Annotated in this window: 22 protein-coding genes and 1 other RNA gene; 8 read left to right on the top strand and 15 right to left on the bottom strand. The window is 60.4% G+C overall.

The window, feature by feature from the left end:
• Positions 1-165: 165 nt before the first annotated feature.
• Entirely contained in the window at positions 166-1,335 is a 1,170-nt protein-coding gene (argE, locus tag FBY12_RS15815) for an acetylornithine deacetylase (protein ID WP_145253818.1), read from the bottom strand.
• 156 nt (positions 1,336-1,491) lie between these two features.
• On the opposite strand from argE, the gene FBY12_RS15820 reads away from it, so the two are divergent.
• Positions 1,492-2,859, top strand: coding sequence for an inorganic triphosphatase (locus FBY12_RS15820; RefSeq protein ID WP_121733341.1), 1,368 nt, complete (start codon positions 1,492-1,494; stop codon positions 2,857-2,859).
• 99 nt (positions 2,860-2,958) lie between these two features.
• Here the strand turns inward: FBY12_RS15820 and FBY12_RS15825 are convergent, their stop codons facing one another.
• Positions 2,959-3,423 (bottom strand): Lrp/AsnC family transcriptional regulator, encoded by a 465-nt coding sequence (locus FBY12_RS15825; RefSeq protein ID WP_121733342.1) that lies wholly within the window; start codon positions 3,421-3,423, stop codon positions 2,959-2,961.
• A 126-nt stretch (positions 3,424-3,549) separates the two neighbouring features.
• On the opposite strand from FBY12_RS15825, the gene FBY12_RS15830 reads away from it, so the two are divergent.
• Together FBY12_RS15830 and FBY12_RS15835 are read left to right on the top strand one after the other, a co-directional pair.
• Positions 3,550-3,888 (top strand): hypothetical protein, encoded by a 339-nt coding sequence (locus FBY12_RS15830; protein WP_145253821.1) that lies wholly within the window; start codon positions 3,550-3,552, stop codon positions 3,886-3,888.
• Positions 3,889-4,002: 114 nt separating this feature from the next.
• Positions 4,003-5,787, top strand: coding sequence for a GspE/PulE family protein (locus FBY12_RS15835; RefSeq protein ID WP_145253824.1), 1,785 nt, complete (start codon positions 4,003-4,005; stop codon positions 5,785-5,787).
• A 9-nt stretch (positions 5,788-5,796) separates the two neighbouring features.
• Here FBY12_RS15835 and FBY12_RS15840 read toward each other — a convergent pair whose 3' ends face one another.
• Together FBY12_RS15840 and FBY12_RS15845 are read right to left on the bottom strand one after the other, a co-directional pair.
• Positions 5,797-6,525: a zeta toxin family protein gene (locus FBY12_RS15840; RefSeq protein ID WP_145253827.1), complete on the bottom strand. Its 729-nt coding sequence runs from the start codon at positions 6,523-6,525 to the stop codon at positions 5,797-5,799.
• Positions 6,522-6,749, bottom strand: a complete 228-nt coding sequence (locus FBY12_RS15845) for a hypothetical protein (RefSeq protein WP_109520740.1) — start codon at positions 6,747-6,749, stop codon at positions 6,522-6,524. The genes FBY12_RS15840 and FBY12_RS15845 overlap by 4 nt, the downstream gene beginning before the upstream one ends.
• 199 nt (positions 6,750-6,948) lie before the next feature.
• On the opposite strand from FBY12_RS15845, the gene FBY12_RS15850 reads away from it, so the two are divergent.
• Entirely contained in the window at positions 6,949-7,266 is a 318-nt protein-coding gene (locus FBY12_RS15850; RefSeq protein WP_145253830.1) for a DUF2388 domain-containing protein, read from the top strand.
• Positions 7,267-7,432: 166 nt separating this feature from the next.
• Here FBY12_RS15850 and gcvP read toward each other — a convergent pair whose 3' ends face one another.
• The 10 genes from gcvP to FBY12_RS15900 all read right to left on the bottom strand — a co-directional run bounded on the left by gcvP (position 7,433) and on the right by FBY12_RS15900 (position 20,336).
• Positions 7,433-10,306 (bottom strand): aminomethyl-transferring glycine dehydrogenase, encoded by a 2,874-nt coding sequence (gcvP, locus tag FBY12_RS15855; RefSeq protein WP_145253833.1) that lies wholly within the window; start codon positions 10,304-10,306, stop codon positions 7,433-7,435.
• A 254-nt stretch (positions 10,307-10,560) separates the two neighbouring features.
• Positions 10,561-10,944 (bottom strand): glycine cleavage system protein GcvH, encoded by a 384-nt coding sequence (gene gcvH / locus FBY12_RS15860; RefSeq protein ID WP_121733348.1) that lies wholly within the window; start codon positions 10,942-10,944, stop codon positions 10,561-10,563.
• 52 nt (positions 10,945-10,996) lie between these two features.
• Positions 10,997-12,079: a glycine cleavage system aminomethyltransferase GcvT gene (gcvT, locus tag FBY12_RS15865; RefSeq protein WP_145253836.1), complete on the bottom strand. Its 1,083-nt coding sequence runs from the start codon at positions 12,077-12,079 to the stop codon at positions 10,997-10,999.
• A gap of 154 nt (positions 12,080-12,233) precedes the next feature.
• Entirely contained in the window at positions 12,234-13,832 is a 1,599-nt protein-coding gene (locus tag FBY12_RS15870; RefSeq protein WP_145253839.1) for an iron ABC transporter permease, read from the bottom strand.
• Between the two features lie 472 nt (positions 13,833-14,304).
• On the bottom strand, positions 14,305-15,309 hold the full coding sequence (locus FBY12_RS15875; protein WP_145253842.1) for an extracellular solute-binding protein: 1,005 nt from the start codon (positions 15,307-15,309) through the stop codon (positions 14,305-14,307).
• 221 nt (positions 15,310-15,530) lie between these two features.
• The gene (locus FBY12_RS15880) at positions 15,531-16,748 is read right to left on the bottom strand and encodes a 2-octaprenyl-3-methyl-6-methoxy-1,4-benzoquinol hydroxylase (RefSeq protein WP_178111774.1); all 1,218 of its coding nucleotides are present in this window, start codon (positions 16,746-16,748) and stop codon (positions 15,531-15,533) included.
• Positions 16,749-16,757: 9 nt separating this feature from the next.
• Positions 16,758-17,243, bottom strand: a complete 486-nt coding sequence (locus FBY12_RS15885) for a DUF4442 domain-containing protein (RefSeq protein WP_145253847.1) — start codon at positions 17,241-17,243, stop codon at positions 16,758-16,760.
• Complete coding sequence (gene ubiH / locus FBY12_RS15890; protein WP_145253850.1) at positions 17,236-18,423, bottom strand: 2-octaprenyl-6-methoxyphenyl hydroxylase; 1,188 nt, start codon at positions 18,421-18,423, stop codon at positions 17,236-17,238. The genes FBY12_RS15885 and ubiH overlap by 8 nt, the downstream gene beginning before the upstream one ends.
• The gene (gene pepP / locus FBY12_RS15895; protein WP_145253853.1) at positions 18,420-19,754 is read right to left on the bottom strand and encodes a Xaa-Pro aminopeptidase; all 1,335 of its coding nucleotides are present in this window, start codon (positions 19,752-19,754) and stop codon (positions 18,420-18,422) included. The genes ubiH and pepP overlap by 4 nt, the downstream gene beginning before the upstream one ends.
• Positions 19,755-19,781: 27 nt before the next feature.
• Complete coding sequence (locus FBY12_RS15900) at positions 19,782-20,336, bottom strand: YecA family protein (protein WP_121733355.1); 555 nt, start codon at positions 20,334-20,336, stop codon at positions 19,782-19,784.
• A gap of 125 nt (positions 20,337-20,461) precedes the next feature.
• Between FBY12_RS15900 and FBY12_RS15905 the strand changes: the two genes are divergently transcribed.
• From FBY12_RS15905 to FBY12_RS15920, 4 genes are all read left to right on the top strand, one after another.
• Positions 20,462-20,671 (top strand): TIGR02449 family protein, encoded by a 210-nt coding sequence (locus FBY12_RS15905; RefSeq protein WP_003213954.1) that lies wholly within the window; start codon positions 20,462-20,464, stop codon positions 20,669-20,671.
• Positions 20,668-20,985, top strand: a complete 318-nt coding sequence (locus tag FBY12_RS15910) for a cell division protein ZapA (RefSeq protein ID WP_092276463.1) — start codon at positions 20,668-20,670, stop codon at positions 20,983-20,985. Before FBY12_RS15905 ends, FBY12_RS15910 begins: the two co-directional genes overlap by 4 nt.
• Positions 20,986-21,015: 30 nt before the next feature.
• Positions 21,016-21,194, top strand: a non-coding RNA gene (ssrS, locus tag FBY12_RS15915) — 6S RNA.
• 86 nt (positions 21,195-21,280) lie between these two features.
• Positions 21,281-21,895 carry a 5-formyltetrahydrofolate cyclo-ligase gene (locus FBY12_RS15920; protein WP_145253856.1) on the top strand — a complete coding sequence of 205 codons (615 nt, stop codon included), beginning with the start codon at positions 21,281-21,283 and terminating at the stop codon, positions 21,893-21,895.
• Between the two features lie 109 nt (positions 21,896-22,004).
• Here FBY12_RS15920 and FBY12_RS15925 read toward each other — a convergent pair whose 3' ends face one another.
• On the bottom strand, positions 22,005-22,157 hold the full coding sequence (locus tag FBY12_RS15925; protein WP_007942433.1) for a hypothetical protein: 153 nt from the start codon (positions 22,155-22,157) through the stop codon (positions 22,005-22,007).
• Positions 22,158-22,235 lie beyond the last annotated feature (78 nt).

Genomic DNA, 22,235 nt, shown 5'->3' on the forward strand with positions numbered 1-22,235 from the left:
GCTTGGCGACACGCGCGCTCTCCTCATGAATACGGGTTGGGGTACCGGCAATTTATCTATTTCTGTAGGAGCAAAGCTTGCTCGCGACAGCGGTGTATCAGCCAACTGTGATGTTGGATTTAATGCCGTCATCGCGAGCAAGCTTTGCTCCTACAGGCGTTGCGTTTAATTGACCGACATTGGTGTTTGGGCCGGTGTCAGGCAGTAATGTTCAATCAGTTGCCGTAATAGATGCACGGTAGGCTGCAAACGTGACATTTCCAGGTATTCCCCCGGTTGGTGCGCGCAAGCGATGTCGCCCGGGCCCAGCACCAGTGTTTCGCAGCCAAGTTGCTGAAGATAAGGCGCTTCGGTGCCGAACGCTACCGCTTCGGCCCGATAGCCGGTGAGCTTTTCAGCAATGCGGACCAATTCGGCATCCTCGGCCTGCTCAAAGGGTGGCACGGCGGGGAACAGCGGCGCGTAATCGATCTTCACTTGATGACGCTCGGCAACCGGCTCGAGCTTCTGCAAAATCGCCGCGCGCAGGGCATTCGGGTCCATGCCCGGCAATGGCCGCAAATCGAATTCCAGCGAACATTGTCCGCAGATACGGTTGGGATTGTCGCCGCCATGAATGCAGCCGAAATTCATCGTCGGCACCGGCACGCCAAATTGCGCATTGCGGAATTCGCGCTGCCACAACAGGCGCAAACCGCGCAGTTCGCCGATCGCATCGTGCATCGCTTCGAGGGCGCTGTGGCCCAGGCGCGGGTCAGAGGAATGGCCGCTCTGACCGAGAATGTCGATGCGCTCCATCATGATGCCTTTGTGCATGCGGATCGGCTTGAGCCCGGTCGGCTCGCCAATCACTGCGGCACGCCCCAGCGGACGCCCGGCTTCGGCCAAGGCCCGCGCGCCGGACATCGAACTTTCCTCATCGCAGGTGGCGAGGATCAGCAGCGGTTGCTTGAACGGTTGATCGAGCAGCGGCAGCACCGCTTCGATGGCCAAGGCAAAAAAGCCCTTCATGTCGCAACTGCCGAGCCCGACCCAGCGGCCATCGACTTCGGTGAGTTTCAACGGATCGGTCTGCCACAACGCGCCGTCGAACGGCACCGTGTCGCTGTGCCCGGCCAGCACCAGGCCACCGGGGCCGGAGCCAAAACTGGCGAGCAAGTTGAATTTGCCGGGGCTGACCTGCTGGATGTCGCAGGCAAAACCCAAATCACCGAGCCACGTCGCGAGCAAGTCGATGACCGGACGATTGGTCTGATCGAGGCTCGCCTGCGTACAGCTGACGGACGGTGCGGCGATCAGCGCAGCGAACTGATCTTTCATGGACGGCAAAGGCATCGCTGACTCCAACTCCCGAATTGAGGCCCATCATAGAACCATCCGCCGACAGGAATAAACCGCCGCGGCACGTAGGAACGTTCACTCCTGTACACTGCACGACCTTGGCAGCCACACATTCCCCCGGCTGCGCTCCCGATCCTGGATTTTCCGGCCATGCAGAAAGAAACCGAAATCAAACTCCGCGTCAGCCGCGAAACCCTCGCCGCGCTGCGCGAGCACCCGCTACTGAAAAAACGCAACAAAAGTGGCTGGGAACGCCGTGAGTTGATGAACCAATACTTCGACACGCCTGAGCGCGACCTGGCCCGCGCCAAGGTTGCCCTGCGCCTGCGCCGCGATGGCGAAGAAGTGATTCAGACGCTCAAGACCCGTGGCCAGAGCGTCGCCGGCCTGTCCGAGCGTAACGAATACGACTGGAACTTGCCCAAAGCCAAGCTCGACGTGAAGAAACTCGACGGCGAATGCTGGCCCGAAGAGCTGGCCGAACTGGACAAGAAAACCCTGAAAGCCATTTTCACCACCGATTTCGTCCGCGAACGCGCGGAAATCGCCTGGGGCCGTGGCAAGACCAAAGTGGTTATCGAAGCCGCGCTGGACTTCGGCCATGTCGTGGTCGGCAAACAGAAAGAAGAGATCTGCGAACTGGAACTGGAATTGCGCGAAGGCGAGCCTGCCGCGCTGCTGGAACTGGCCGCCGAACTGGCCGCAACCCTGCCGTTGATGCCGTGTGACATCAGCAAAGCTGAGCGCGGTTACCGTTTGTACGACGCCAACAGCTACTCGCTGAGCCTGCCGGCGCCGCAAATCACGGCCGAAATGCCGCTCGACGACGCGTTCGCCGCGCTGAGCTGGCACTTGTTGGGCAGCAGCCAGCGTCTGGCCGAGCAATATCGTTTCAATGGCCACTGGCGTCTGTTGCAGGACTGGGTGGAAAACCTGGTCGAACTGCGCGCCTTGCTCAGCAGCCTCGGCCAAGCCGCACCGCGTCAATCGACGCACGATTTGCGCGTGGCGCTCGACGCTTTGCTGGAAGACTGGCGCCCGCTGGTGCAGGCCGGTCAGGACGACGAGGACGTGCGCAAAGCCGCGCCGGAGCAGTTCCTCGAAGAGTTGCAGGATCCGCGTTGGGGCCTGTTCTCGCTGAACACTTCACGCTGGTTGCTGGCCCGCACCTGGGCTGCCGATCGCAACGTTCGCGGCAATCGCCAAGGCGCTGCGCAACTGGCCAACTGGCTGCCGCGCCTGCTTGGCGAAGAAGCCACGTCCCTGCAATTGCAGCGTTATCAGCAGCAGCCGGAAGATTTGGCCGAGCAACTGCCGCGCATCGAGCGCATCCAGTCGTGGCTGCACCATGCCCGTGGCGTGCTGGACATCCCGGAAATGGATCGCCTGTACGGCGAGCTGAACAAACTGGCGCAACTGGCCAACGAACCGATCACCGAAGAAGCGCTGGATGCGCGTAAGCAGCAGGCGATCGCCGTGTATCAGAACCGCGCGTGGAAAATGTTGCTGCGCATGTAATAACGCCTTCGCGGGCAAGCCTCGCTCCTACAAGGATCACCATCCCCCTGTAGGAGCGAGGCTTGCCCGCGAAGAGGCCTGCACGGTCACCGCAAAACCTCAGACCGGCAAACTCGTCGTGGACTTGATCTCCGACAACGCCACTATCGAGTTCACCTCCTGAATCCCCGGCACCATCGACAGCTTCTCAAAGAAAAACCGCTCATACGCCTCGATGTCTGCTGTAACAATCCGCAGCAAAAAATCCACCGACCCCATCAGCACATAACATTCCAGCACTTCGGGAAAACCGCGAATCGCCTCGGTGAACTCAGTGAAGTTCGACCGCCCGTGCGCATTGAGTTTGATCTCGGCAAAAATCTGCGTGTTCAGGCCGATTTTCTTGCGATCCAGCAACGTCACCTGCCCGCGAATGATCCCCTCCTCCTTCATCCGCTGAATCCGCCGCCAGCACGGCGACTGCGAAAGCCCGACCTGCTCGGCAATCTGCGCGCTGGAAAGCGAAGCGTCCTCTTGCAGCAACGCGAGGATCTTGCGGTCGTAGCCATCCAGCTCGGCATGCATAGAAAAACCCTCAGATGATCATTTGTTGAATCAAACGATTCGATAAATCGCCAATACGCCCGATCATAGCCAAGAAATGCCTGCCACCGAATGTAAAAATTTCTCCACTGATTTGGAGAACGACCCATGCCGCATCTGGAAGCCGTAAACACCCTCACGACCCGCGCCGATGTGTGGAACGTCAGCAACGCCCATTGCCGCGTGCAATATCAACTCTTGGCCGAGGCCGAACCGGATTTGCTCTGCCGCACACTCAATCTGTTCGCCCTGCAGTTTTTGACGCCGGAACAGGTCAACGTGCAGCGTCTGGACGATCTGCTGTCGGTCGACATCGTCATCGATGGATTGAGCTGGCACCGCGCCGAGGTCATCGCGGAAAAACTTCGTAACCTGATCAGCGTCTGCTCGGTGAACCTGCAAAGCGCCGATTCGGCGTGGCAGGCGCAGGCGCAAGCGGCCGGTTGAAAGACCTGGAAACGCCTTCGTCGGGTAGTGGCCCAACGGTCTGCGCCTGCGCGACTATCCTTTGCACACTGCGGTCTAGATCGCTGTTTGCAGGATTGTTCAAAAGGAAACCGCATGTCCGTTCAACTTGCCACTCAGGACCGTTGGCTGGATCTCAATGATTTGCTGCGAGAACTGGTCGCCCAAGGCTTCATCAACCAGGATTCGGCGGAACTCGCCCTCAATGCGCGACGGCGCAACGCCACCAGCGTGCAATTGCACCCGCTGGAGTTTATCGCCAGCCAGCACCTCGACGACCTCAGCCGTCCGGGCAAACACCTCGATCTCGAAAGCCTGACCCTGTGGCTGTCGCAACAGGCCGGCCAGCCTTATTTGCGCATCGATCCGCTGAAGATCAACGTCGCGGCGATCACCCCGCTGATGTCCTACGCCTTCGCCCAACGGCACAAGATTCTCGCCGTTTCCATCGACCGCGACGCCGTCACCGTGGCCAGCGCCCAGCCCTACGTCACCGCGTGGGAAGCCGACCTGACCCACGTTTTGAAGCTGCCGATCAAACGCGTAGTGGCCAACCCGGCAGACATCCAGCGCTTCAGCATCGAGTTTTTTCGCCTGGCCAAATCGGTCAGCGGCGCGACCAACGCCGATCAGCAGACCAATACCCTAGGTAACTTCGAACAGCTGCTCAACCTCGGCGCCAGCGATCAGGAGCCGGACGCCAACGACGCGCACATCGTCAATATCGTCGATTGGCTGTTCCAGTACGCGTTCCAGCAGCGCGCCAGTGATATCCACATCGAGCCGCGCCGCGAGCAGGGCACGGTGCGTTTTCGCATCGACGGCGTGTTGCACAACGTCTATCAATTCCCGCCGCAGGTGACCATGGCCATCGTCAGCCGCCTGAAAAGCCTGGGCCGGATGAACGTTGCGGAGAAACGCAAACCGCAGGACGGCCGGGTCAAAACCAAAACCCCGGACGGCGGCGAAGTCGAACTGCGGCTATCGACCTTGCCCACGGCGTTCGGCGAAAAAATGGTCATGCGAATCTTCGACCCGGAAGTGTTGCTCAAGGATTTTGATCAGCTGGGTTTTTCCGCCGATGATTTGCGGCGCTGGCAGGACATGACGCGTCAGCCCAACGGCATCATTCTGGTGACCGGGCCGACCGGTTCGGGCAAGACCACCACGCTCTACACCACCCTGAAAAAACTGGCGACACCGGAGGTCAACCTCTGCACCATCGAGGACCCGATCGAGATGGTCGAGCCGGCCTTCAACCAGATGCAGGTCCAGCACAACATCGACCTGAACTTCGCCGCCGGCGTGCGCGCATTGATGCGGCAAGACCCGGACATCATCATGATCGGCGAGATCCGCGACCTCGAAACCGCCGAAATGGCGATCCAGGCTGCGCTCACCGGCCACCTCGTACTCTCGACCCTGCACACCAACGACGCCCCGAGCGCAATCAGCCGTCTGCTGGAACTCGGCGTGCCGCATTACCTGATCAAAGCCACAGTCCTCGGCGTCATGGCCCAACGTCTGGTGCGAACCCTGTGCCCGCACTGCAAAGCGCCGCTGACCCTGGGCGAAGAAGACTGGCAAACCCTGACCCGCCCCTGGCAAGCACCGCTGCCGAACAACGCCCACCGCGCCATCGGCTGCCTCGAATGCCGCGACACCGGTTACCGCGGCCGCGCCGGGGTCTACGAAATCATGCAACTGAGCGACAGCGTCAAAGCCCTGATCACGCCAGATACAGACTTGCTGGCGATACGGCGTCAGGCGTTCAAGGAAGGCATGCGCAGCCTGCGCCTGTCCGGCGCCCAAAAAGTCGCGGCGGGGCTGACAACGATCGAGGAAGTGTTGCGGGTTACGCCGCAGAGTGAGCAGAAGTAGCGTTGCTGCCTAAAGCTTGTCCCAGATTGCCGACTTGAACCAGGCTGGAATTTGCTCCGTTCGCAATTCCAGTTCCTCGCCGTTCGTGACTTCTGCCAACCAAGTACTTTCGTGGCTGGAGTTATCGAAAATGTACGCGCGATCACTGTAGCGAATGGCCTCAAGGAGCAAATCCAAAGAGCGCCCGTATCGACTGACGATTTTGTCTTCCGGCACAGGATGCCCGCCGAGACGAACCCTGTTCTGTACGCGAGAAATATTGATCAGTGGGTCATCAGTTGCTACGAAATACAGATAGGTCCGAAAACCCCGTTCCTGAGCTTTACGCAACAGCTCCACTTTGTCGGGAGAGGACATGACTGTTTCAAAGGTAAAAGAGGTGCCGATATCCAATAGCTTATGGCGCAAGAAATCAGATATGACAGAAGCGTAATAGGAATTGACGGTAATTCCGGAAAAGTCCAAGACATTGTTTTTCAGTCGGACTTGTTGAGACTCGGCAACCAGGCCAGCCTTTCGCAGTAACGTCGATTGCTCGAAAAAACCCAGTGCTTCCTGGCCCGTATCGCTCACGCCGAATTCTTTAAGGTCTAGATAACCGGTAGCTCGAATATCTTTCTCGATCTCATCCGGATTGATGTAGATACCCAAAAGCTCCGAGCTGATAACCGACTTGATCGTGCTTTTACCAGAACCGTTCGGACCGGCAAACATCCGCATCCGGGGTACGGCAGTCATTTCAAACGCCGCTTTTCACCGCGAACCACCGCCGTTGGCGCGGCGATGTTTTTCAGTTTCTTGCGTGAGCCATCTGGTGAAATCTCATACAGCGCACCGTTCCTGCTTTCCAGCACCTTATTGCCGGAAGCCAGAGCCTGCCAGTACGCCTGAGTAACGGCGGACGCCGCCATTTCAGGAATGTGCGACTCCAGATAACTAAGCGTTTCTTCTTGCTTGATCATGCGTGCGCCCTCAATCAGGCAGTCAAAATAGCCGATACGCTCAGCTATATGCCAGACATGGTTACATTTTGCCGAAGATGAATTGCCCTCGCGCCATTCTTCCAGACATTCGCCCTATGCCGTCTGACTCAGCAGTCACGGAACTCGATCGGCTATATGACGATCCAACGCCGTAGTTAACCCCAGTGGAGTCACCCCTATGCGTCTCAAACTTGCTGTCGCTACCCTTGCCTTGCTGTCCCTTCCTGTTGGTTCAGCCATGGCCGACAGCTTTTGGCGTAACGTGCTGTCTTCCGGTGCAACCACCGGTTCGACTTACCTGACGTTCAAGGATCACAAGTTGATGGTTGCGGCTCAGGACGATGCCGGCAGTTTCGTCGCCAGTGACGGCGGCATCCGTGGCCCGTACCTGGAAGCGGCGATGCAGAAAGTTCGCGCAGACAATCCAGGCCTGCAGGCTACGGACATGGAGCTGGCAAACGCGATTCTGGCGAAGAATGCCGTTGCTTCTGAATAAGCCGTAACGTTGAACAAAATGCCGCTCCCATGAGCGGCATTTTTTTGCCTTCCACAACCTCTGTAGGAGCGAGGCTTGCCCGCGAAGGCGATCTGAGATTCAACATTTTCGTCGACGGATACAACGCTTTCGCGGGCAAGCCTCGCTCCTACAAGGGCTGGGGGTTTCAGCGGTAATCGTCTACCGGGACGCACGCGCAGAACAGGTTGCGGTCGCCGTAGACGTTATCGACGCGGTTCACCGCTGGCCAATATTTGTGCGCTTTGGTGTGCGCATCCGGGGTCACCGCTTGCTCGATGCTGTACGGCCGCTCCCACACTCCGGTGATGTCGGCGAGGGTGTGTGGCGCGCGTTTCAGCGGATTGTCTTCGGCGTCCCAATTGCCGTTTTGCACTTCGGTGATTTCTGCGCGAATGCTCAGCATGGCGCCGATAAAACGGTCCAGCTCGGCTTTCGATTCGCTCTCGGTCGGCTCGACCATCAACGTGCCGGGCACCGGGAACGACATGGTCGGCGCGTGAAAACCGTAATCCATCAAGCGCTTGGCGACGTCTTCTTCGCTGATCCCGGTCTGTGCCTTGAGCGGTCGCAAATCCAGAATGCACTCATGCGCGACCCGCCCGTTGCGCCCGGTGTAGAGCACCGGAAAGGCGCCAGACAGATGCTGCGCGAGGTAATTGGCGGCGAGGATCGCCACTTCGCTGGCATCGGCCAACTGCGGGCCCATCATCGCGATGTACATCCAACTGATCGGCAGAATGCTCGCGCTGCCCCACGGCGCGGCGCTGACCGCACCGTTCTGCGGTTGCGGGCCGTCGAGCGGCACCACCGGGTGATTGGCCACAAACGGCGCCAAATGTGCGCGCACACCAATCGGGCCCATGCCCGGACCGCCGCCACCGTGGGGAATGCAGAAGGTTTTGTGCAAGTTCATGTGCGATACGTCGGCGCCGATATCCGCCGGCCGGGTCAAGCCGACCTGCGCATTGAGGTTGGCGCCATCCATGTACACCTGGCCGCCGTGGCTGTGGATAACTTCGCAGATCTCGCTAATGCCTTCTTCATAAACGCCGTGAGTCGAGGGATAAGTCGCCATCAAACAGGCGAGTTTGTTGCCGGCCGTCGCGGCTTTGTCCTTGAGGTCAGCCAATTCGACGTTGCCCGCCTCGTCACACTCGACGATCACCACGCGCATCCCGGCCATTTGTGCCGAGGCCGGGTTGGTGCCGTGGGCCGAGGACGGAATCAGGCAAATATCCCGCGCACCTTCGTCGCGGCTCTCGTGGTATTTGCGGATCGCCAGCAGCCCGGCGTACTCGCCTTGGGCGCCGGAGTTGGGCTGCATGCAGATCGCATCAAACCCGGTGATCGCGCAGAGCCAGCGCTGCAGTTCTTCAATCATCAAGGTGTAACCGACCGCCTGTTCCCTCGGCACAAACGGGTGCAAATGGGCGAACTGCGCCCAGGTGATCGGGATCATTTCGCTGGTGGCGTTGAGTTTCATCGTGCAGGAGCCGAGCGGGATCATCGACTGGTTCAGCGCCAGGTCTTTGTTTTCCAATTGCTTGAGGTAACGCAGCATCTCGGTTTCGCTGTGATGAGCGCTGAACACCGGATGGCGCAGATACGGCGTGCTGCGCAACAAGCCGTCGGGAATGCCGGAGACGAGGGTTTGCGCGTCCAGTTGATCGACGTTCAAGCCATGATCGGCGCCGAGGAAAATATCCAGCAGCCGGGCCACCGTTGTTTCATCGCAGGTTTCATCAAGGCTCAGGCCCAAGCGCCCGCGCCCGAGAATGCGCAGATTGATTTGCGCTGCTTTGGCACTTTCGATGATCGCGGTTTGCGCGCCGCCGACCTCAAGCGTCAGCGTGTCGAAGAACTGCTGGTTGACCCGGACAATGCCGTTGCGCTCCAGGCCAGCGGCGAGAATGCAGGTCAGCCGATGCACGCGCTGGGCAATCCGTTTCAGCCCTTCCGGGCCGTGATACACCGCGTAGAAACTGGCGATATTTGCCAGCAGAACCTGCGCGGTGCAGATGTTTGAATTGGCCTTCTCGCGGCGAATATGTTGCTCGCGGGTCTGCAGCGCCATGCGCAGGGCCACGTTGCCACGGGCATCTTTCGAGACACCGATGATCCGCCCCGGAATCGCCCGTTTGTATTCATCACGACTGGCGAAGAACGCCGCGTGCGGGCCGCCGTAACCCATCGGCACACCAAAACGCTGCGACGAACCGAACACCACGTCCGCGCCCAATTCGCCCGGCGGCGTCAGCAATAACAGGCTGAGCAAATCCGTCGCAACGCAGGCCAATGCCTGCTGGGAATGCAGATGATCGATCAGCGGCCGCAGATCGCGGATCTCGCCGTGGGTGTCCGGGTACTGCAAAAGTGCGCCGAACACTTGATGCTGTTGCAAGTTATCCACAGCGTCGATGATCAGTTCGAAACCAAAGCCCTCGGCGCGGGTTTGAATCACCGAAATGGTCTGCGGATGGCAGTTCTCGTCGACGAAGAACAGATTGCTCTTGGACTTGGCGACCCGTTTGGCCAGGGCCATGGCTTCAGCGGCGGCGGTGGCTTCATCGAGCAGCGAGGCATTGGCCAGTTCGAGGCCCGTGAGGTCGATGGTCAGTTGCTGGAAATTCAGCAGCGCTTCGAGCCGGCCCTGGGCAATCTCCGGTTGATACGGCGTGTAAGCGGTGTACCAACCGGGATTTTCCAGGACGTTGCGCAAAATGACGGTCGGTGTCAGCGTGCCGTGGTAGCCCATGCCGATCAGGCTGGTCCAGACCTGGTTCTGTTCGGCATAACCGCGCAACTTGGCGAGCGCGGCTTGTTCGTCGAGGGCCGGCGGCAGGTCCAGTTCACGGTTGAGGCGAATGCCCGGCGGCACGGTCTGTTCGATCAGCTCGCTGCGGCTGCCCAGACCGAGGCTGTCGAGCATCGCCTGCTGCTCGGCGGCGTCGGGCCCCAAGTGGCGGCGCAGGAAGGCATTGGGGTCGCGTAACTGGCTCAGGGACGGCAATGGGGACATGACGGGCTCTCTCTTGACTGGCGCTCAACGTCGATGCAACACGGTCAAACCAGCATAGCAGCCGCTGCCGACCGCGAATTTCCGGGCATCGCCGCTGCTCCCTGTGGGAGCGAGCCTGCTCGCGATAGCGGTCTGCTATTCAACAACTATGGTGACTGATACACAGCTATCGCGAGCAGGCTCGCTCCTACAGGGGGTTTATCGTGGGCAATAAAAAGCCCCGACAGGTCGGGGCTTTGGGTAACGCGGGTGGCTTACTCGCCGATGGCAGCCTTGTACGCAGCAGCATCCAGCAACTTGTCCAGATCAGCCGCATTGCTTGGCTTGAGCTTGAAGATCCACGCGCCGTACGGGTCGGTGTTGAGCGCTTCGGGCGAGCCGCTCAAATCTTCATTGATCGCAATCACTTCACCGGCAACCGGCGAATAGATGTCGGAGGCGGCTTTAACCGATTCCACCACGCCCGATTGATCGCCGGCAGCAAACACTTTGCCGACTTCGGTCAGCTCAACGAACACCACGTCGCCCAAGGCTTCCTGAGCGTGATCGCTGATGCCGACGGTAACGGTGCCATCGGTTTCCAGACGCGCCCATTCGTGACTTTCGGCAAAACGCAGGTCGGCAGGGATATCGCTCATGTTCTGTGTCCTCAAAAAAGAATGTCAGCGGTCGATGCCCGCCAGAAAAGTTTTAAATCAAGGTTTTGCCATGGCGTACGAAGGTCGGTTTGACCACTCGGACCGGGTACCACTTGCCACGGATTTCCACTTCTGCGCGGTCGGCAGTCGCCATCGGCACGCGCGCCAGTGCAATCGACTTGCTTAGCGTAGGAGAGAAACTACCACTGGTGATCTCCCCTTCGCCAACATTGGCGATCCGTACCACTTGATGCGCGCGCAAAACGCCGCGCTCTTCAAGCACCAGACCGACCAGTTTGTGCTGCACACCGTTGGCTTTTTCCGCCTGCAGAGCCTCGCGCCCGATGAATTGGCGGGTGGCCGGTTCCCAGGCAATGCTCCAGGCCATGTTGGAGGCCAACGGTGAAATATCTTGATGAATGTCCTGGCCGTAGAGGTTCATGCCAGCCTCGACGCGCAAGGTATCGCGAGCGCCGAGGCCGATTGGCGAGATACCGGCGCCGACCAGATCGTTGAAAAAACCCGGCGCCTGCTCGGCTGGCAGAACGATCTCCAAGCCGTCTTCACCGGTATAACCGGTGCGCGCAATGAACCAGTCGCCATCGGACCGGCCTTCGAACGGTTTGAGCAATTGAATGAGGTTGCCGCGCGACTGGGTCACCAGTTCGGCGATCTTGTGCCGCGCCTGCGGACCTTGAATGGCCAGCATCGCCAGCTCGGAACGCTCCTTGAGCGCTACTTGGAAATCGCCAAGGTGCGCCTGCATCCACGCCAGGTCCTGGTTACGCGTCGAAGCGTTGACCACCAGCCGATAACCTTCGTCGAGACGGTAAACCAGCATGTCATCGACGATGCCGCCGCGCTCGTTGAGCATGGTGCTGTACAACGCACGGCCGGGGCTGTGCAGGCGTTCAACGTCATTGGCCAGCAAATGCTGGAGCCATTCCTTGGCCTGGGGGCCGTGAACATCGATTACGGTCATGTGGGACACATCAAACACCCCGCAATCACGGCGCACCTCATGGTGTTCCTCGACCTGCGAGCCGTAATGCAGTGGCATATCCCAACCGCCAAAATCGACCATCTTCGCGCCGAGGGCGAGATGAAGGTCATACAGAGGCGTACGCTGTCCCATGGGTTTCTCCTTCCGGGCGTGGCGAAGGTGCGGAACGGTGCTAACCAGTGAAAGCCTTGAAATACAAGGCTTGCAGCTGATTTCAGCTACCGGGTCTGTAGGACGGACCGCACCGAATGCCGCGCATTGTAGCCTCAAGGTGTAGGACTGACACCTAGGTGTTTCGATGCGCCGAACGTCGAATCAATCCGATGACCGGTAACAGCCCGACCAAAACCAGGGTCAGCGCCGGCAACGACGCCCTCGCCCATTCGCCTTCGCTGGTCATTTCGAAGATCCGCACCGCCAGCGTGTCCCAGCCAAACGGGCGCATCAGCAGGGTTGCGGGCATTTCCTTGAGCACATCGACAAACACCAGCAACGCCGCGCTCAACGTGCCGGGCAGCAACAACGGCAGATACACTTTGAAAAACAGTCGTGGCCCACTGACGCCAAGGCTACGTGCTGCTTCGGGCAATGAAGGCCGGATTCGCGCCAGGCTGCTTTCCAGTGGTCCATAAGCGACGGCGATAAAACGCACCAGATAAGCCACGATCAGCGCCGCCAGACTCCCCAGCAGCGCCGGTTTGCCCCACAGCGGTACGACCAATTCGCGGTCGAGGTAACTGAACGCGAGCATGATCGACACGGCCAGCACCGAGCCGGGTAACGCGTAACCGAGATTGGCCACGCTGACGCCGGAGCGGATCGCCCGGGTCGGCGCCAGGCGTCGGGCGAAAGCGAGCAGCAGGGCCACGCTGACGGTGATCAGCGCCGCCATGCCGCCCAGATACAAGGTGTGGATGATCAGCCCGGCGTAACGCTCATCCAGATCAAAACGCCCGCGCTGCCAGAACCACACCACCAGTTGCAGCATCGGAATCACGAACGCGCAGACAAACACCAAGCCGCACCAACTCATCGCCGCCAAGGCTTTGAAACCGCGCAAGTGATAAAGCGCCTTGACCCGTGGTCGCTCGTTGCTCGCGCGGTTGGCGCCACGGGCACGGCGCTCGCCGTACAGCACGACCATCACCACCAGCAGCAACAGGCTGGCGAGTTGCGCGGCGGTCGAGAGGCTGAAGAAGCCGTACCAGGTTTTGTAGATGGCGGTGGTGAAGGTGTCGAAGTTGAACACCGACACCGCGCCGAAATCCGCCAAGGTTTCCATCAACGCCAATGCCACGCCGGCGCCAATGGCCGGGCGCGCCATCGGCAGCGCCACGCGCCAGAAGGCCTGCCACGGCGATTGCCCGAGGACCCGCGCGGCTTCCATCAGGCCTTTGCCCTGCGCCAGAAACGCGGTGCGCGCCAGCAGGTAAACGTAGGGGTAAAACACCAGCACCAGCACCAGAATCACGCCGCCGGTGGAGCGCACACGCGGCAAACGCAAGCCGCTGCCGAACCAATCGCGCAGCAGCGTTTGCACCGGGCCGGCGAAGTCGAGCAGGCCGACGAAGACGAAGGCGAGCACGTAAGCGGGTATTGCGAATGGCAGCATCAGCGCCCAGTCGAGCCAGCGCCGGCCGGGGAATTCGCAGAGGCTGGTCAGCCAGGCAAGGCTCACGCCCAACAGCGTCACGCCAACCCCGACGCCGAGCACCAGTGTCAGGGTGTTGCCGAGCAGGCGCGGCATCTGCGTGTCCCAGAGGTGGGACCAGATTTGTTGATCGATGGTTTGCCACGAGAAAAACAGCACGCTCAGCGGCAGCAGGACCAGCGCGGCGATGGCGAAGACCAGTGGATACCAGCGGCGTTGGGCGGGGTGGGTCACGTTAAAGTCTCTGAGACGGTGGGCGTGGTGCATGGGTCAAGATCGCCCCCCTCACCCTAACCCTCTCCCCAAAGGGGCGAGGGGACTGACCGCGGCGTTTAAGTGAAAGGCTGCAACCTGACATTCCAAAGTCGAACTCTGGATTTGAAAAGCGTGAAGATCTGCTCCCTTTCCCCCTCTCCTCAAAGGGGCGAGGGGACTGACCGCGGCGTTTAAGTGAAAGGCTGCGACCTGACATTCCAAAGTCGAACTCAGGATTTGAAATACATGAAGATCTGCTCCTTTCCCCCTCTCCCCAAAGGGGCGAGGGGACTGACCGCGGTGCTTAAGTGAAAGGCTGCGACCTGACATTCCAAAGTCGAACTCAGGATTTGAAATAGATGACGATCTGCTCCCTTTCCCCCTCTCCCCACTGGGGAGAGGGCTGGGGTGAGGGGTGGATCTTCAAGCAAACATGGCAATACCGCCGAACTCAGTTCCAGCCAGCGCGGTCCATCATGCGGATGGCTTCAGCCTGGCGTCTGCCGGCGATTTCCACCGGCAAGGTGTCGGCGACAAACTTGCCCCAGCTCGCCACTTCAGCAGACGGCGGCACGGCAGGGTTGGCCGGGAACTCCTGGTTCACGTCGGCGAAAATCTTCTGCGCCTCAGGCGTGGTCATCCACTCGACCAGTGCCTTGGCCGCTTCCGGGTGCGGCGCGTGTTTGGTCAGGCCGATGCCCGACAGGTTGACGTGCACGCCACGGTCGCCCTGATTCGGCCAGAACAGCTTCACCGCCAGATCCGGTTTCTGCTTGTGCAGGCGCCCGTAGTAATACGTGTTGACGATGCCGACGTCGCATTGGCCGGCGTTGATCGCTTCCAGCACCGCGATGTCATCGGAGAACACGTCGGTGGACAGGTTGTTGACCCAGCCCTTGAGGATTTCCTCGGTTTTAGCCGCGCCGTGGACTTCGATCATGGTCGCAGTCAGCGACTGGTTGTAGACCTTCTTCGCCGTGCGCAGGCACAGGCGACCTTCCCAATTCTTGTCGGCCAGACCTTCGTAAGTGGTCAGCTCGCCGGGCTTCACCCGCGCCGTCGAGTAGGCGATGGTCCGCGCGCGCAGGCTCAAACCGGTCCAGGCGTGGGCCGACGAGCGATATTGCAGCGGGATGTTACTGTCGATGGTTTTCGAGGTGAACGGCTGAAGAATGCCCATTTGCTCGGCTTGCCAGAGGTTGCCGGCATCGACGGTCAGCAGCAGGTCGGCAGTGGCGTTTTCGCCTTCAGCCTTGATCCGCTGCATCAGCGGCGCTTCCTTGTCGGTGATGAATTTCACCTGCACGCCGGTTTTTGCGGTGTAGGCATCGAAGACCGGTTTGATCAGTTCGTCGATGCGCGAGGAGTAAACCACGACCTCGTCGGCGGCCTGGGCGGCGGTGCTGCCGATCAGGGTCAGGGCCAGCGCGGTCAACAGACGCTTGGGTGCCAACATGGTCGTGGTCTCTCGATTGCAAAATGAGGCCAAATGATAAGGACTCACATTTGCCAGCTCAATCGAACAGTTGGCGGAGGAGTTACCAGATGTTGCACAGCCAGAAATAGATGCTGGATTCGCTGGCCTCTTCGCGGGCAAGCCTCGCTCCTACAGGAGAATGCGGTCCCTTGTAGGAGCGAGGCTTGCCCGCGAAGGGGCCATCAGCCCCAGCGAAAATCTCAGGCCTTGGCCAGCGCTGGCAAGTCCCCGGTCAGCCCCAGCGCCTCGCGCACGAACAACGCCTTGGCTTCCGGCATCTGCTCGACCAGCTTCAACCCGGCATTACGCAACCAGCGCACCGGCAGCGGATCGGCCTGGAACAGCCGTTCAAAGCCTTCCATCGCTGCCATCAATGCCAGGTTATGCGGCATGCGCCGGCGCTCGTAGCGGCTGAGGACCTTCACGTCCGCCAGGCGCTCGCCGCGTTCAGCCGCTTGCAGCAACACTTCGGCCAGCACCGCCGCGTCGAGGAAACCCAGGTTGACGCCCTGCCCGGCCAACGGGTGAATGGTGTGCGCCGCGTCGCCGATCAGCGCCAGGCCTTCAGCCACGTAACGCTTGGCGTGGCGCTGACGCAGCGGCACGCACAGGCGCGGGTCGGCGCTGAGCACGGTGCCCAGCCGGCCTTCGAAAGCGCGCTCCAGCTCAGCGCAAAACGCCACGTCATCCAGCGCCATCAGGCGTTCGGCTTCGCTCGGTGTGGTCGACCAGACGATCGAACACCAATCCTGCTGACCGTCGCGTTCCAGCGGCAAAAAGGCCAGCGGGCCGTTATCAGTGAAGCGCTGCCATGCGGTCATTTGATGGGTTTTGGAACTGCGCACGCTGGTGACGATGGCGTGATGCAGATAATCCCATTCGCGCGTGGCCACGCCCGTCAGTCGACGCACCGCCGAGTTGGCGCCGTCCGCCGCGATCACCAACGGCGCGCGCAGCGTGCGGCCATCGGCGAGGGTCAGCAGCCAATCGTCACCGGAGCGGCGCATCTGTTCCAGGCGCGCATTGGCCAGCAGGCCGAGGTCGCATTCGTGCAGACGGTCGAGCAACGCGTCCTGGACCACACGGTTTTCGACGATATGCCCAAGCACGTCAGCGTGCACACTCGCCGCCGAAAAGTGGATTTGCCCGGTGCCGCTGCCGTCCCACACATGCATGTCGGTGTACGGGCTGCTGCGCCGGTTGGCGATGCCGTCCCACACGCCAAGACGTTCGAGAATGCGTTGGCTGGCCGCCGACAAGGCGCTGACTCGCGGCTCGAACGGTGCGGCAGCGTCGAAAGGTTTGACGCTCATCGGGCTGCCGTCCAGCAGCAACACTTCCAGGCCGCTGTCCTGCAACGCCAGCGCCAAGGCACTGCCGACCATTCCGGCCCCGACTATCAGCAGATCTGCGCGCATTTCCATGCTTTAAGCCTGTCTCGCTTGCGGCTTGAGCCGCACGTAAAGGGTTTTTTCGACCCGCGCCACCAAGGTGCCCGCGCCGTCGTGAATATCGACCTGCAACTTCGGCAGGTACTTTGCGCCGCTCGCCGTTTGCCGACGAATCTCGTCGAGCAAGGTCTCGTCGATGTTGAAACGGGCGAACACCGGACCTTTGCCCGGCGCGATGAAATCGATGTCGGCGGCCTTGTCCCAGACGATGTATTGGCGTCCGAGGTTTTCCATCAGCATCAACATGTAGAACGGATCGACCATCGAATACAGGCTGCCGCCGAACTGCGTGCCGACGTAATTGCGGTTGTACCAGCCCAGGCCCATCGACACTTTGATGTCGCGAAAGTCATCGCTGATGTGCCGCACCCGCACGCCCGCGCCGAGGTACGGCGGATAGAGGGTCATGGCCCAGCGCATCAAGCGCGCCTTGCCGAGTTTTGCTGTCAGCCACTTAAGCATCCGGGCGAGTACCCAAACCCATCGCCTGCCGGGCGAACCAGCGTTTGGCCGGCGGCAACAGATCGAGGCCGAGCAGACCGATGTTGCGGCCCAGCGACACCAACGGCTGCGTGCTGCCGAACAGACGCGTGACCTGATCGGAGAAACCGACGGTGAGGTTCTGATCCATGCGCTGGCGTTCGCGATACGCCTGCAACGTGGCGAAGTCGCCGGGGCCGGTTTCGCTGGCGAGCAACGCATCAGCCAAGGCCTGGGCATCGCGCAGGGACAGGTTGAAACCCTGCCCGGCAATCGGATGCAGGCTGTGCGCGGCGTTGCCGAGAATCGCCAAATGTGGACGCACTTGCTCTTCGGCCTCGATCAAGGTCAGCGGATACAGATGCCGCGCGCCGACTTGTTTCAAAGTGCCGAGGCGGTAGCCGAACACGCCTTGCAACTCGCTGAGGAAACTCTTTTCATCGAGCGCCGCGAGCCGTTGCGCGTCCATGCCCAAACGGGTCCAGACCAAGGCGCAACGGTTGTCCGGCAGCGGCAGCAAAGCCATCGGGCCTTCGTCGGTGAAACGCTCGAACGCCATGCCGTTGTGCGCTTCGCTCGGGGTGATGTTGGCGATCAGCGCGCTCTGGTTGTACGGGCGCGTCTTGATGCCGATACCCAGTTGCTCGCGCAGACCGGAACGGCCGCCATCGGCCAGCACCGCGAGGTCGCATTCCAGCGTGGTTTCGTCGTTGAGGGTCAGGCGATAGCCATCGGCCAGCGGCTCCATGCGCGTGACTTCCGCCGGGCAGCGCCAACTGACCACGTCCTTGTCCAGACCTTGCCACAGGCATTGGCCGAGCCAGGCGTTCTCGACGACATAACCGAGCGCCGGCACGCCCTCTTCCATCGCCGACAGCCGCGCCGTGGAAAAACGCCCACGGTCGGACACGTGAATCTGCTTGATCGGCTCGGCGCGGCGGGAGATTTCCTGCCACACGCCCAGCCGTTGATAAATCTGTTTGGCGCCATAGGACAGCGCCGAAGAACGCGCGTCGTAGCTCGGTTGATAAGTGTCGCCGGGGGCGAACGGTTCAATCAGGACGATTTTCCAGCCACGCGCCTTGGCACCGGCCTGCAGGGCCAACGCCAGGCTGGCGCCGACCAGACCGCCACCGATGATTGCCAGATTGACTCGACTCATGCCGCTTGTGTCCGCGCTTGGGCCATCAAAGCCTCGATTTCAGCGACCGTTTTCGGCACGCCTTTGGTCAGGATTTCACAACCGGTCTTCGTCACCACTACGTCGTCCTCGATGCGTACGCCAATGCCGCGCCATTTTTTCGCAACGCTCGTATTGTTCGGGGCAATGTAAATGCCCGGCTCGACCGTCAGCGCCATGCCGACTTCGAGCACGCGCCATTCGCCACCAACCTTGTACTCGCCGACATCATGCACATCCATGCCCAGCCAATGGCCAGCGCGGTGCATATAAAAAGCCTTGTACGCTTCGCTGACGATCAATTCGTCAACGTCGCCCTGCAACAAGCCCAACTCGACCAGCCCGCTGGTTATCACCCGGACCGTGGCTTCGTGCGCCTGATTCCAGTGTTTGTTCGGGGCGATTTGCGCGAACGCGGCTTCCTGTGAAACCAGCACCAGTTCGTAAATCGCTTTCTGTTCCACTGAATACTTGCCGTTGACCGGCCAGGTGCGGGTGATGTCGCTGGCGTAGCAATCGATCTCGCAACCGGCGTCGATCAGCACCAGGTCACCGTCCTTGAGCACCGCGTCATTCTGCTGGTAATGCAGGATGCAGCTGTTGCGCCCGGCGGCGACGATCGAGCCATAGGCCGGCATCTTCGCCCCGCCCTTGCGGAATTCGTAGTCGAGTTCGGCCTCGAGGCTGAACTCATGCAGCCCGACACGGCTGGCCTGCATCGCGCGGATATGCGCCTGGGCGGAAATCCGTGCGGCTTCGCGCATCACCTTCACTTCTGCCGCCGATTTATACAGACGCATGTCGTGCAGCAGATGATCCAACGCAACAAACTCGTTCGGTGGCTGCGCGCCGAGGTGCGCTTTGGAGCGGATCACGTTGATCCAGTCCATCAAATGCCGATCGAATTCGGGGTTGCTGCCCATCGCCGAATACACGCGGTCGCGCCCTTCGATCAGGCCCGGCAGGATGTCGTCGATGTCGGTGATAGGGAAAGCGTCGTCGGCGCCGAAGTCGCGAATCGCGCCTTCCTGGCCGGCGCGCAGGCCGTCCCACAATTCCCGTTCGGCATTGCGCTCGCGGCAGAACAGCAGGTATTCGCCATGCTCACGGCCGGGCATCAGGACGATTACGGCTTGTGGCTCGGGGAAACCGCTGAGGTACTGGAAGTCGCTGTCCTGGCGGTAGACGTGCTCGACGTCGCGGTTGCGAATGGCCACCGCGGCGGCGGGCAGGATGGCGATGCTGTTGGGTTCCATCTGCGCCATCAAGGCCTTGCGGCGACGACTGTATTCCGATTTCGGGATATGAATCATGGGCAGATGGTTATTCCTGGCACGCGATTAATGCAACGACGGCTTGGCCGCAGCTTCGTCGGTTTTCTTGGTTTCGGTGAACAGCAGCAACGGCGCCACGCGCAGGTACTCCATGACTTCCATGTAGTCGCTTTCGCCGTCGTCGGACTCTTCCAGCGCGTCCTGAACCTGAGCGATGGCGGCCAGATCCTGGAGCACTTCGGTGGCTTCAGTGGTCAGCGCGTATTCGCGGCGGGTCAAACCGAAACCGCTGAGGAAGCCCTGGCACCATTGGCCCAGTGCGGCGGCGCGGTCGGCCAGCGGTGCATCGTCGGTGGGCAGCAGCAGGACGACAGTCATGTCGTCGCCGGTCAGTTCGCCTTTGACCATCTCTTGCAGGCCGATCAGGGCATTGCGAACGTTGTCTTGTGGCTCGCCTTCGAGCAGCTCGGCGGCGTCGGCCAGCCAGCTGTCGGCGTCAAAACCGGCGCCGGCGCAACTGCGACCGAGCAGCAGGCCGTGCAGTTCGGCAGGCGAGACGTTATGGCCGCTGGAAGTCAGCAGCGTGGCGAAGGCTTGGTACGGGGAATTCTGAATGGGCATGGGCAGCTAGGCGCCAGACGGCGCTATGTCTAGAATGAAGCCCTGTATCCTACATCGACAGACTCGCCAAGACTATTAAAGGCTGTCCGCCCGTTATTACCCATCAGACATTCTCAGTGGACCCAATGGAAGACACCGATCTGCAAGCGCTGATGGCGAGACTCGAGTTGCTAATTAATCGAGTCGAGCAACTAAAAAGCCAAAATGGACTCCTATTAGCTCAGGAAAAAACCTGGCGCGAGGAACGCGCTCACCTCATTGAAAAAAACGAAATCGCCCGGCGTAAGGTCGAATCGATGATTTCGCGCCTCAAGGCCCTGGAGCAAGACTCATGAGTTCAAGCAATAGCGTTACCGTGCAGATCCTCGACAAAGAATATTCGATCATTTGCCCCCAGGAAGAGCGCAGCAACCTGGTGAGCGCCGCCCGTTACCTGGACGGCAAGATGCGCGAAATCCGCAGCAGCGGCAAAGTCATCGGCGCCGATCGCATCGCCGTAATGGCCGCGCTGAACATTACTCACGACCTGCTGCACAAGGAAGATCGCCCGGACGTAAACGCCAGTGGCTCTACCCGCGAGCAGGTTCGCGACCTGCTGGATCGTGTCGATCTGGTGCTCGCAACCGATCCGGACGTCACCAAGGGCTGAAACGCGAAACCGCTTGGGGTATACTCGCGTCACTCCCTGGGGTGCTTGCCAGTTGACGATGTCCCTGAGCCGATTCGCACTACCCTGGAAGTTGCACGTTGGGCTGGTGTGCATGTCCGCTAGACGGAAAGCCTTAAAGCCTACTGCTTCTTCCACCTTGAACTTTCGGGTTCAAGGGCTAAGTCAGCAGCGGTTCATCCGGGGAGCCTGATTCTTGTCCGATGCCGGTTTAATTACCGGCATCGGCTTTTTTACGGGTAGGCTTTGTGCACCCGACCTGTTGAAGCCCTATTTCATGACCGAACCTGCGCTGCTTCCCCGCCCGCAACTTCGACGCATGCTGCGCAAGGCCCGCCGCGCACTGACACCCAGTCAGCAGCGCCAGGCCGCTCGCGGGTTGTATCAGCAATTGGCTCAGCACCCGCTGTTTCGCCGCGCAAAACACATCTCTCTTTATCTGCCCACCGACGGTGAAATCGACCCGCGTCTGTTGCTGCGCGCCGCACAACGCCGGGGCAAAGCCACCTATCTGCCGGTGCTCAGCGCCTGGCCGCGAACCAAAATGGTGTTCCAGCGGATTCGCCCCGGCGAGAAACTCAAACCCAACCGCTTCCGCATTCTGGAACCGCGCCACAACCTCGCCCGCCAACGCAAAGTCTGGGCACTGGATCTGGTGTTGCTGCCATTGGTCGGGTTTGACGATCTCGGCGGACGCCTGGGAATGGGCGGTGGATTTTACGACCGCAGCCTCGCCTATCTGGCTCGCCGGAAAAATTGGCGGCAGCCGACGTTATTGGGGCTGGCCCATGAATGTCAGAAGGTTGGACGCTTGGCGCAAGCGAGCTGGGATGTGCCGTTGCACGGAACGGTGACAGACAAGGCGTGGTATTTCGCAGGATCCGCACCGTAGGAGCAAAGCTTGCTCGCGATGGCGGCCCTGCAGGTACATAGATGTTGAATGCGACGCCGTCATCGCGAGCAAGCTTTGCTCCTACGGGTGCGGCGTCCGAAGAACAGGATCAGCGCTTGAAGGCCGAAGGCTGTTGTTGCTGGGCGATCTCGATCGGTGCGTCAGTCTTGTTGTTCCACAAGCTTTGGGCATAACCGGTGGTCACGACGCCGAGGCCGAACAAAATAACCAAAATCCATAGTAAATCCGGTTTGCGTTTCATCGATTGCCCCCCAAAGGCACATCAACACGATGACAGCAGCGGTTTCCGTTGTAGGCCGTGCAGCAGCGTCAAGCTAAG

Origin of the sequence: Pseudomonas sp. SJZ131 (genome assembly GCF_007828705.1) — a bacterium.
GTDB classification, from domain to species: Bacteria; Pseudomonadota; Gammaproteobacteria; order Pseudomonadales; family Pseudomonadaceae; genus Aquipseudomonas; species Aquipseudomonas prosekii.

Coding starts and splice junctions, on each gene's coding strand:
- pepP (WP_145253853.1), bottom strand. CDS start 19,754: ATGATTCATATCCCGAAATCGGAATACAGTCGTCGCCGCAAGGCCTTG.
- gcvT (WP_145253836.1), bottom strand. CDS start 12,079: ATGGGACAGCGTACGCCTCTGTATGACCTTCATCTCGCCCTCGGCGCG.
- FBY12_RS15835 (WP_145253824.1), top strand. CDS start 4,003: ATGTCCGTTCAACTTGCCACTCAGGACCGTTGGCTGGATCTCAATGAT.
- FBY12_RS15875 (WP_145253842.1), bottom strand. CDS start 15,309: ATGTTGGCACCCAAGCGTCTGTTGACCGCGCTGGCCCTGACCCTGATC.
- FBY12_RS15820 (WP_121733341.1), top strand. CDS start 1,492: ATGCAGAAAGAAACCGAAATCAAACTCCGCGTCAGCCGCGAAACCCTC.
- FBY12_RS15900 (WP_121733355.1), bottom strand. CDS start 20,336: ATGCCCATTCAGAATTCCCCGTACCAAGCCTTCGCCACGCTGCTGACT.
- FBY12_RS15845 (WP_109520740.1), bottom strand. CDS start 6,749: ATGATCAAGCAAGAAGAAACGCTTAGTTATCTGGAGTCGCACATTCCT.
- gcvP (WP_145253833.1), bottom strand. CDS start 10,306: ATGTCCCCATTGCCGTCCCTGAGCCAGTTACGCGACCCCAATGCCTTC.
- FBY12_RS15880 (WP_178111774.1), bottom strand. CDS start 16,748: ATGCGCGCAGATCTGCTGATAGTCGGGGCCGGAATGGTCGGCAGTGCC.
- ubiH (WP_145253850.1), bottom strand. CDS start 18,423: ATGAGTCGAGTCAATCTGGCAATCATCGGTGGCGGTCTGGTCGGCGCC.
- FBY12_RS15920 (WP_145253856.1), top strand. CDS start 21,281: ATGACCGAACCTGCGCTGCTTCCCCGCCCGCAACTTCGACGCATGCTG.
- FBY12_RS15850 (WP_145253830.1), top strand. CDS start 6,949: ATGCGTCTCAAACTTGCTGTCGCTACCCTTGCCTTGCTGTCCCTTCCT.
- argE (WP_145253818.1), bottom strand. CDS start 1,335: ATGCCTTTGCCGTCCATGAAAGATCAGTTCGCTGCGCTGATCGCCGCA.
- FBY12_RS15905 (WP_003213954.1), top strand. CDS start 20,462: ATGGAAGACACCGATCTGCAAGCGCTGATGGCGAGACTCGAGTTGCTA.
- FBY12_RS15925 (WP_007942433.1), bottom strand. CDS start 22,157: ATGAAACGCAAACCGGATTTACTATGGATTTTGGTTATTTTGTTCGGC.
- FBY12_RS15830 (WP_145253821.1), top strand. CDS start 3,550: ATGCCGCATCTGGAAGCCGTAAACACCCTCACGACCCGCGCCGATGTG.
- gcvH (WP_121733348.1), bottom strand. CDS start 10,944: ATGAGCGATATCCCTGCCGACCTGCGTTTTGCCGAAAGTCACGAATGG.
- FBY12_RS15910 (WP_092276463.1), top strand. CDS start 20,668: ATGAGTTCAAGCAATAGCGTTACCGTGCAGATCCTCGACAAAGAATAT.
- FBY12_RS15840 (WP_145253827.1), bottom strand. CDS start 6,525: ATGACTGCCGTACCCCGGATGCGGATGTTTGCCGGTCCGAACGGTTCT.
- FBY12_RS15885 (WP_145253847.1), bottom strand. CDS start 17,243: ATGCTTAAGTGGCTGACAGCAAAACTCGGCAAGGCGCGCTTGATGCGC.
- FBY12_RS15825 (WP_121733342.1), bottom strand. CDS start 3,423: ATGCATGCCGAGCTGGATGGCTACGACCGCAAGATCCTCGCGTTGCTG.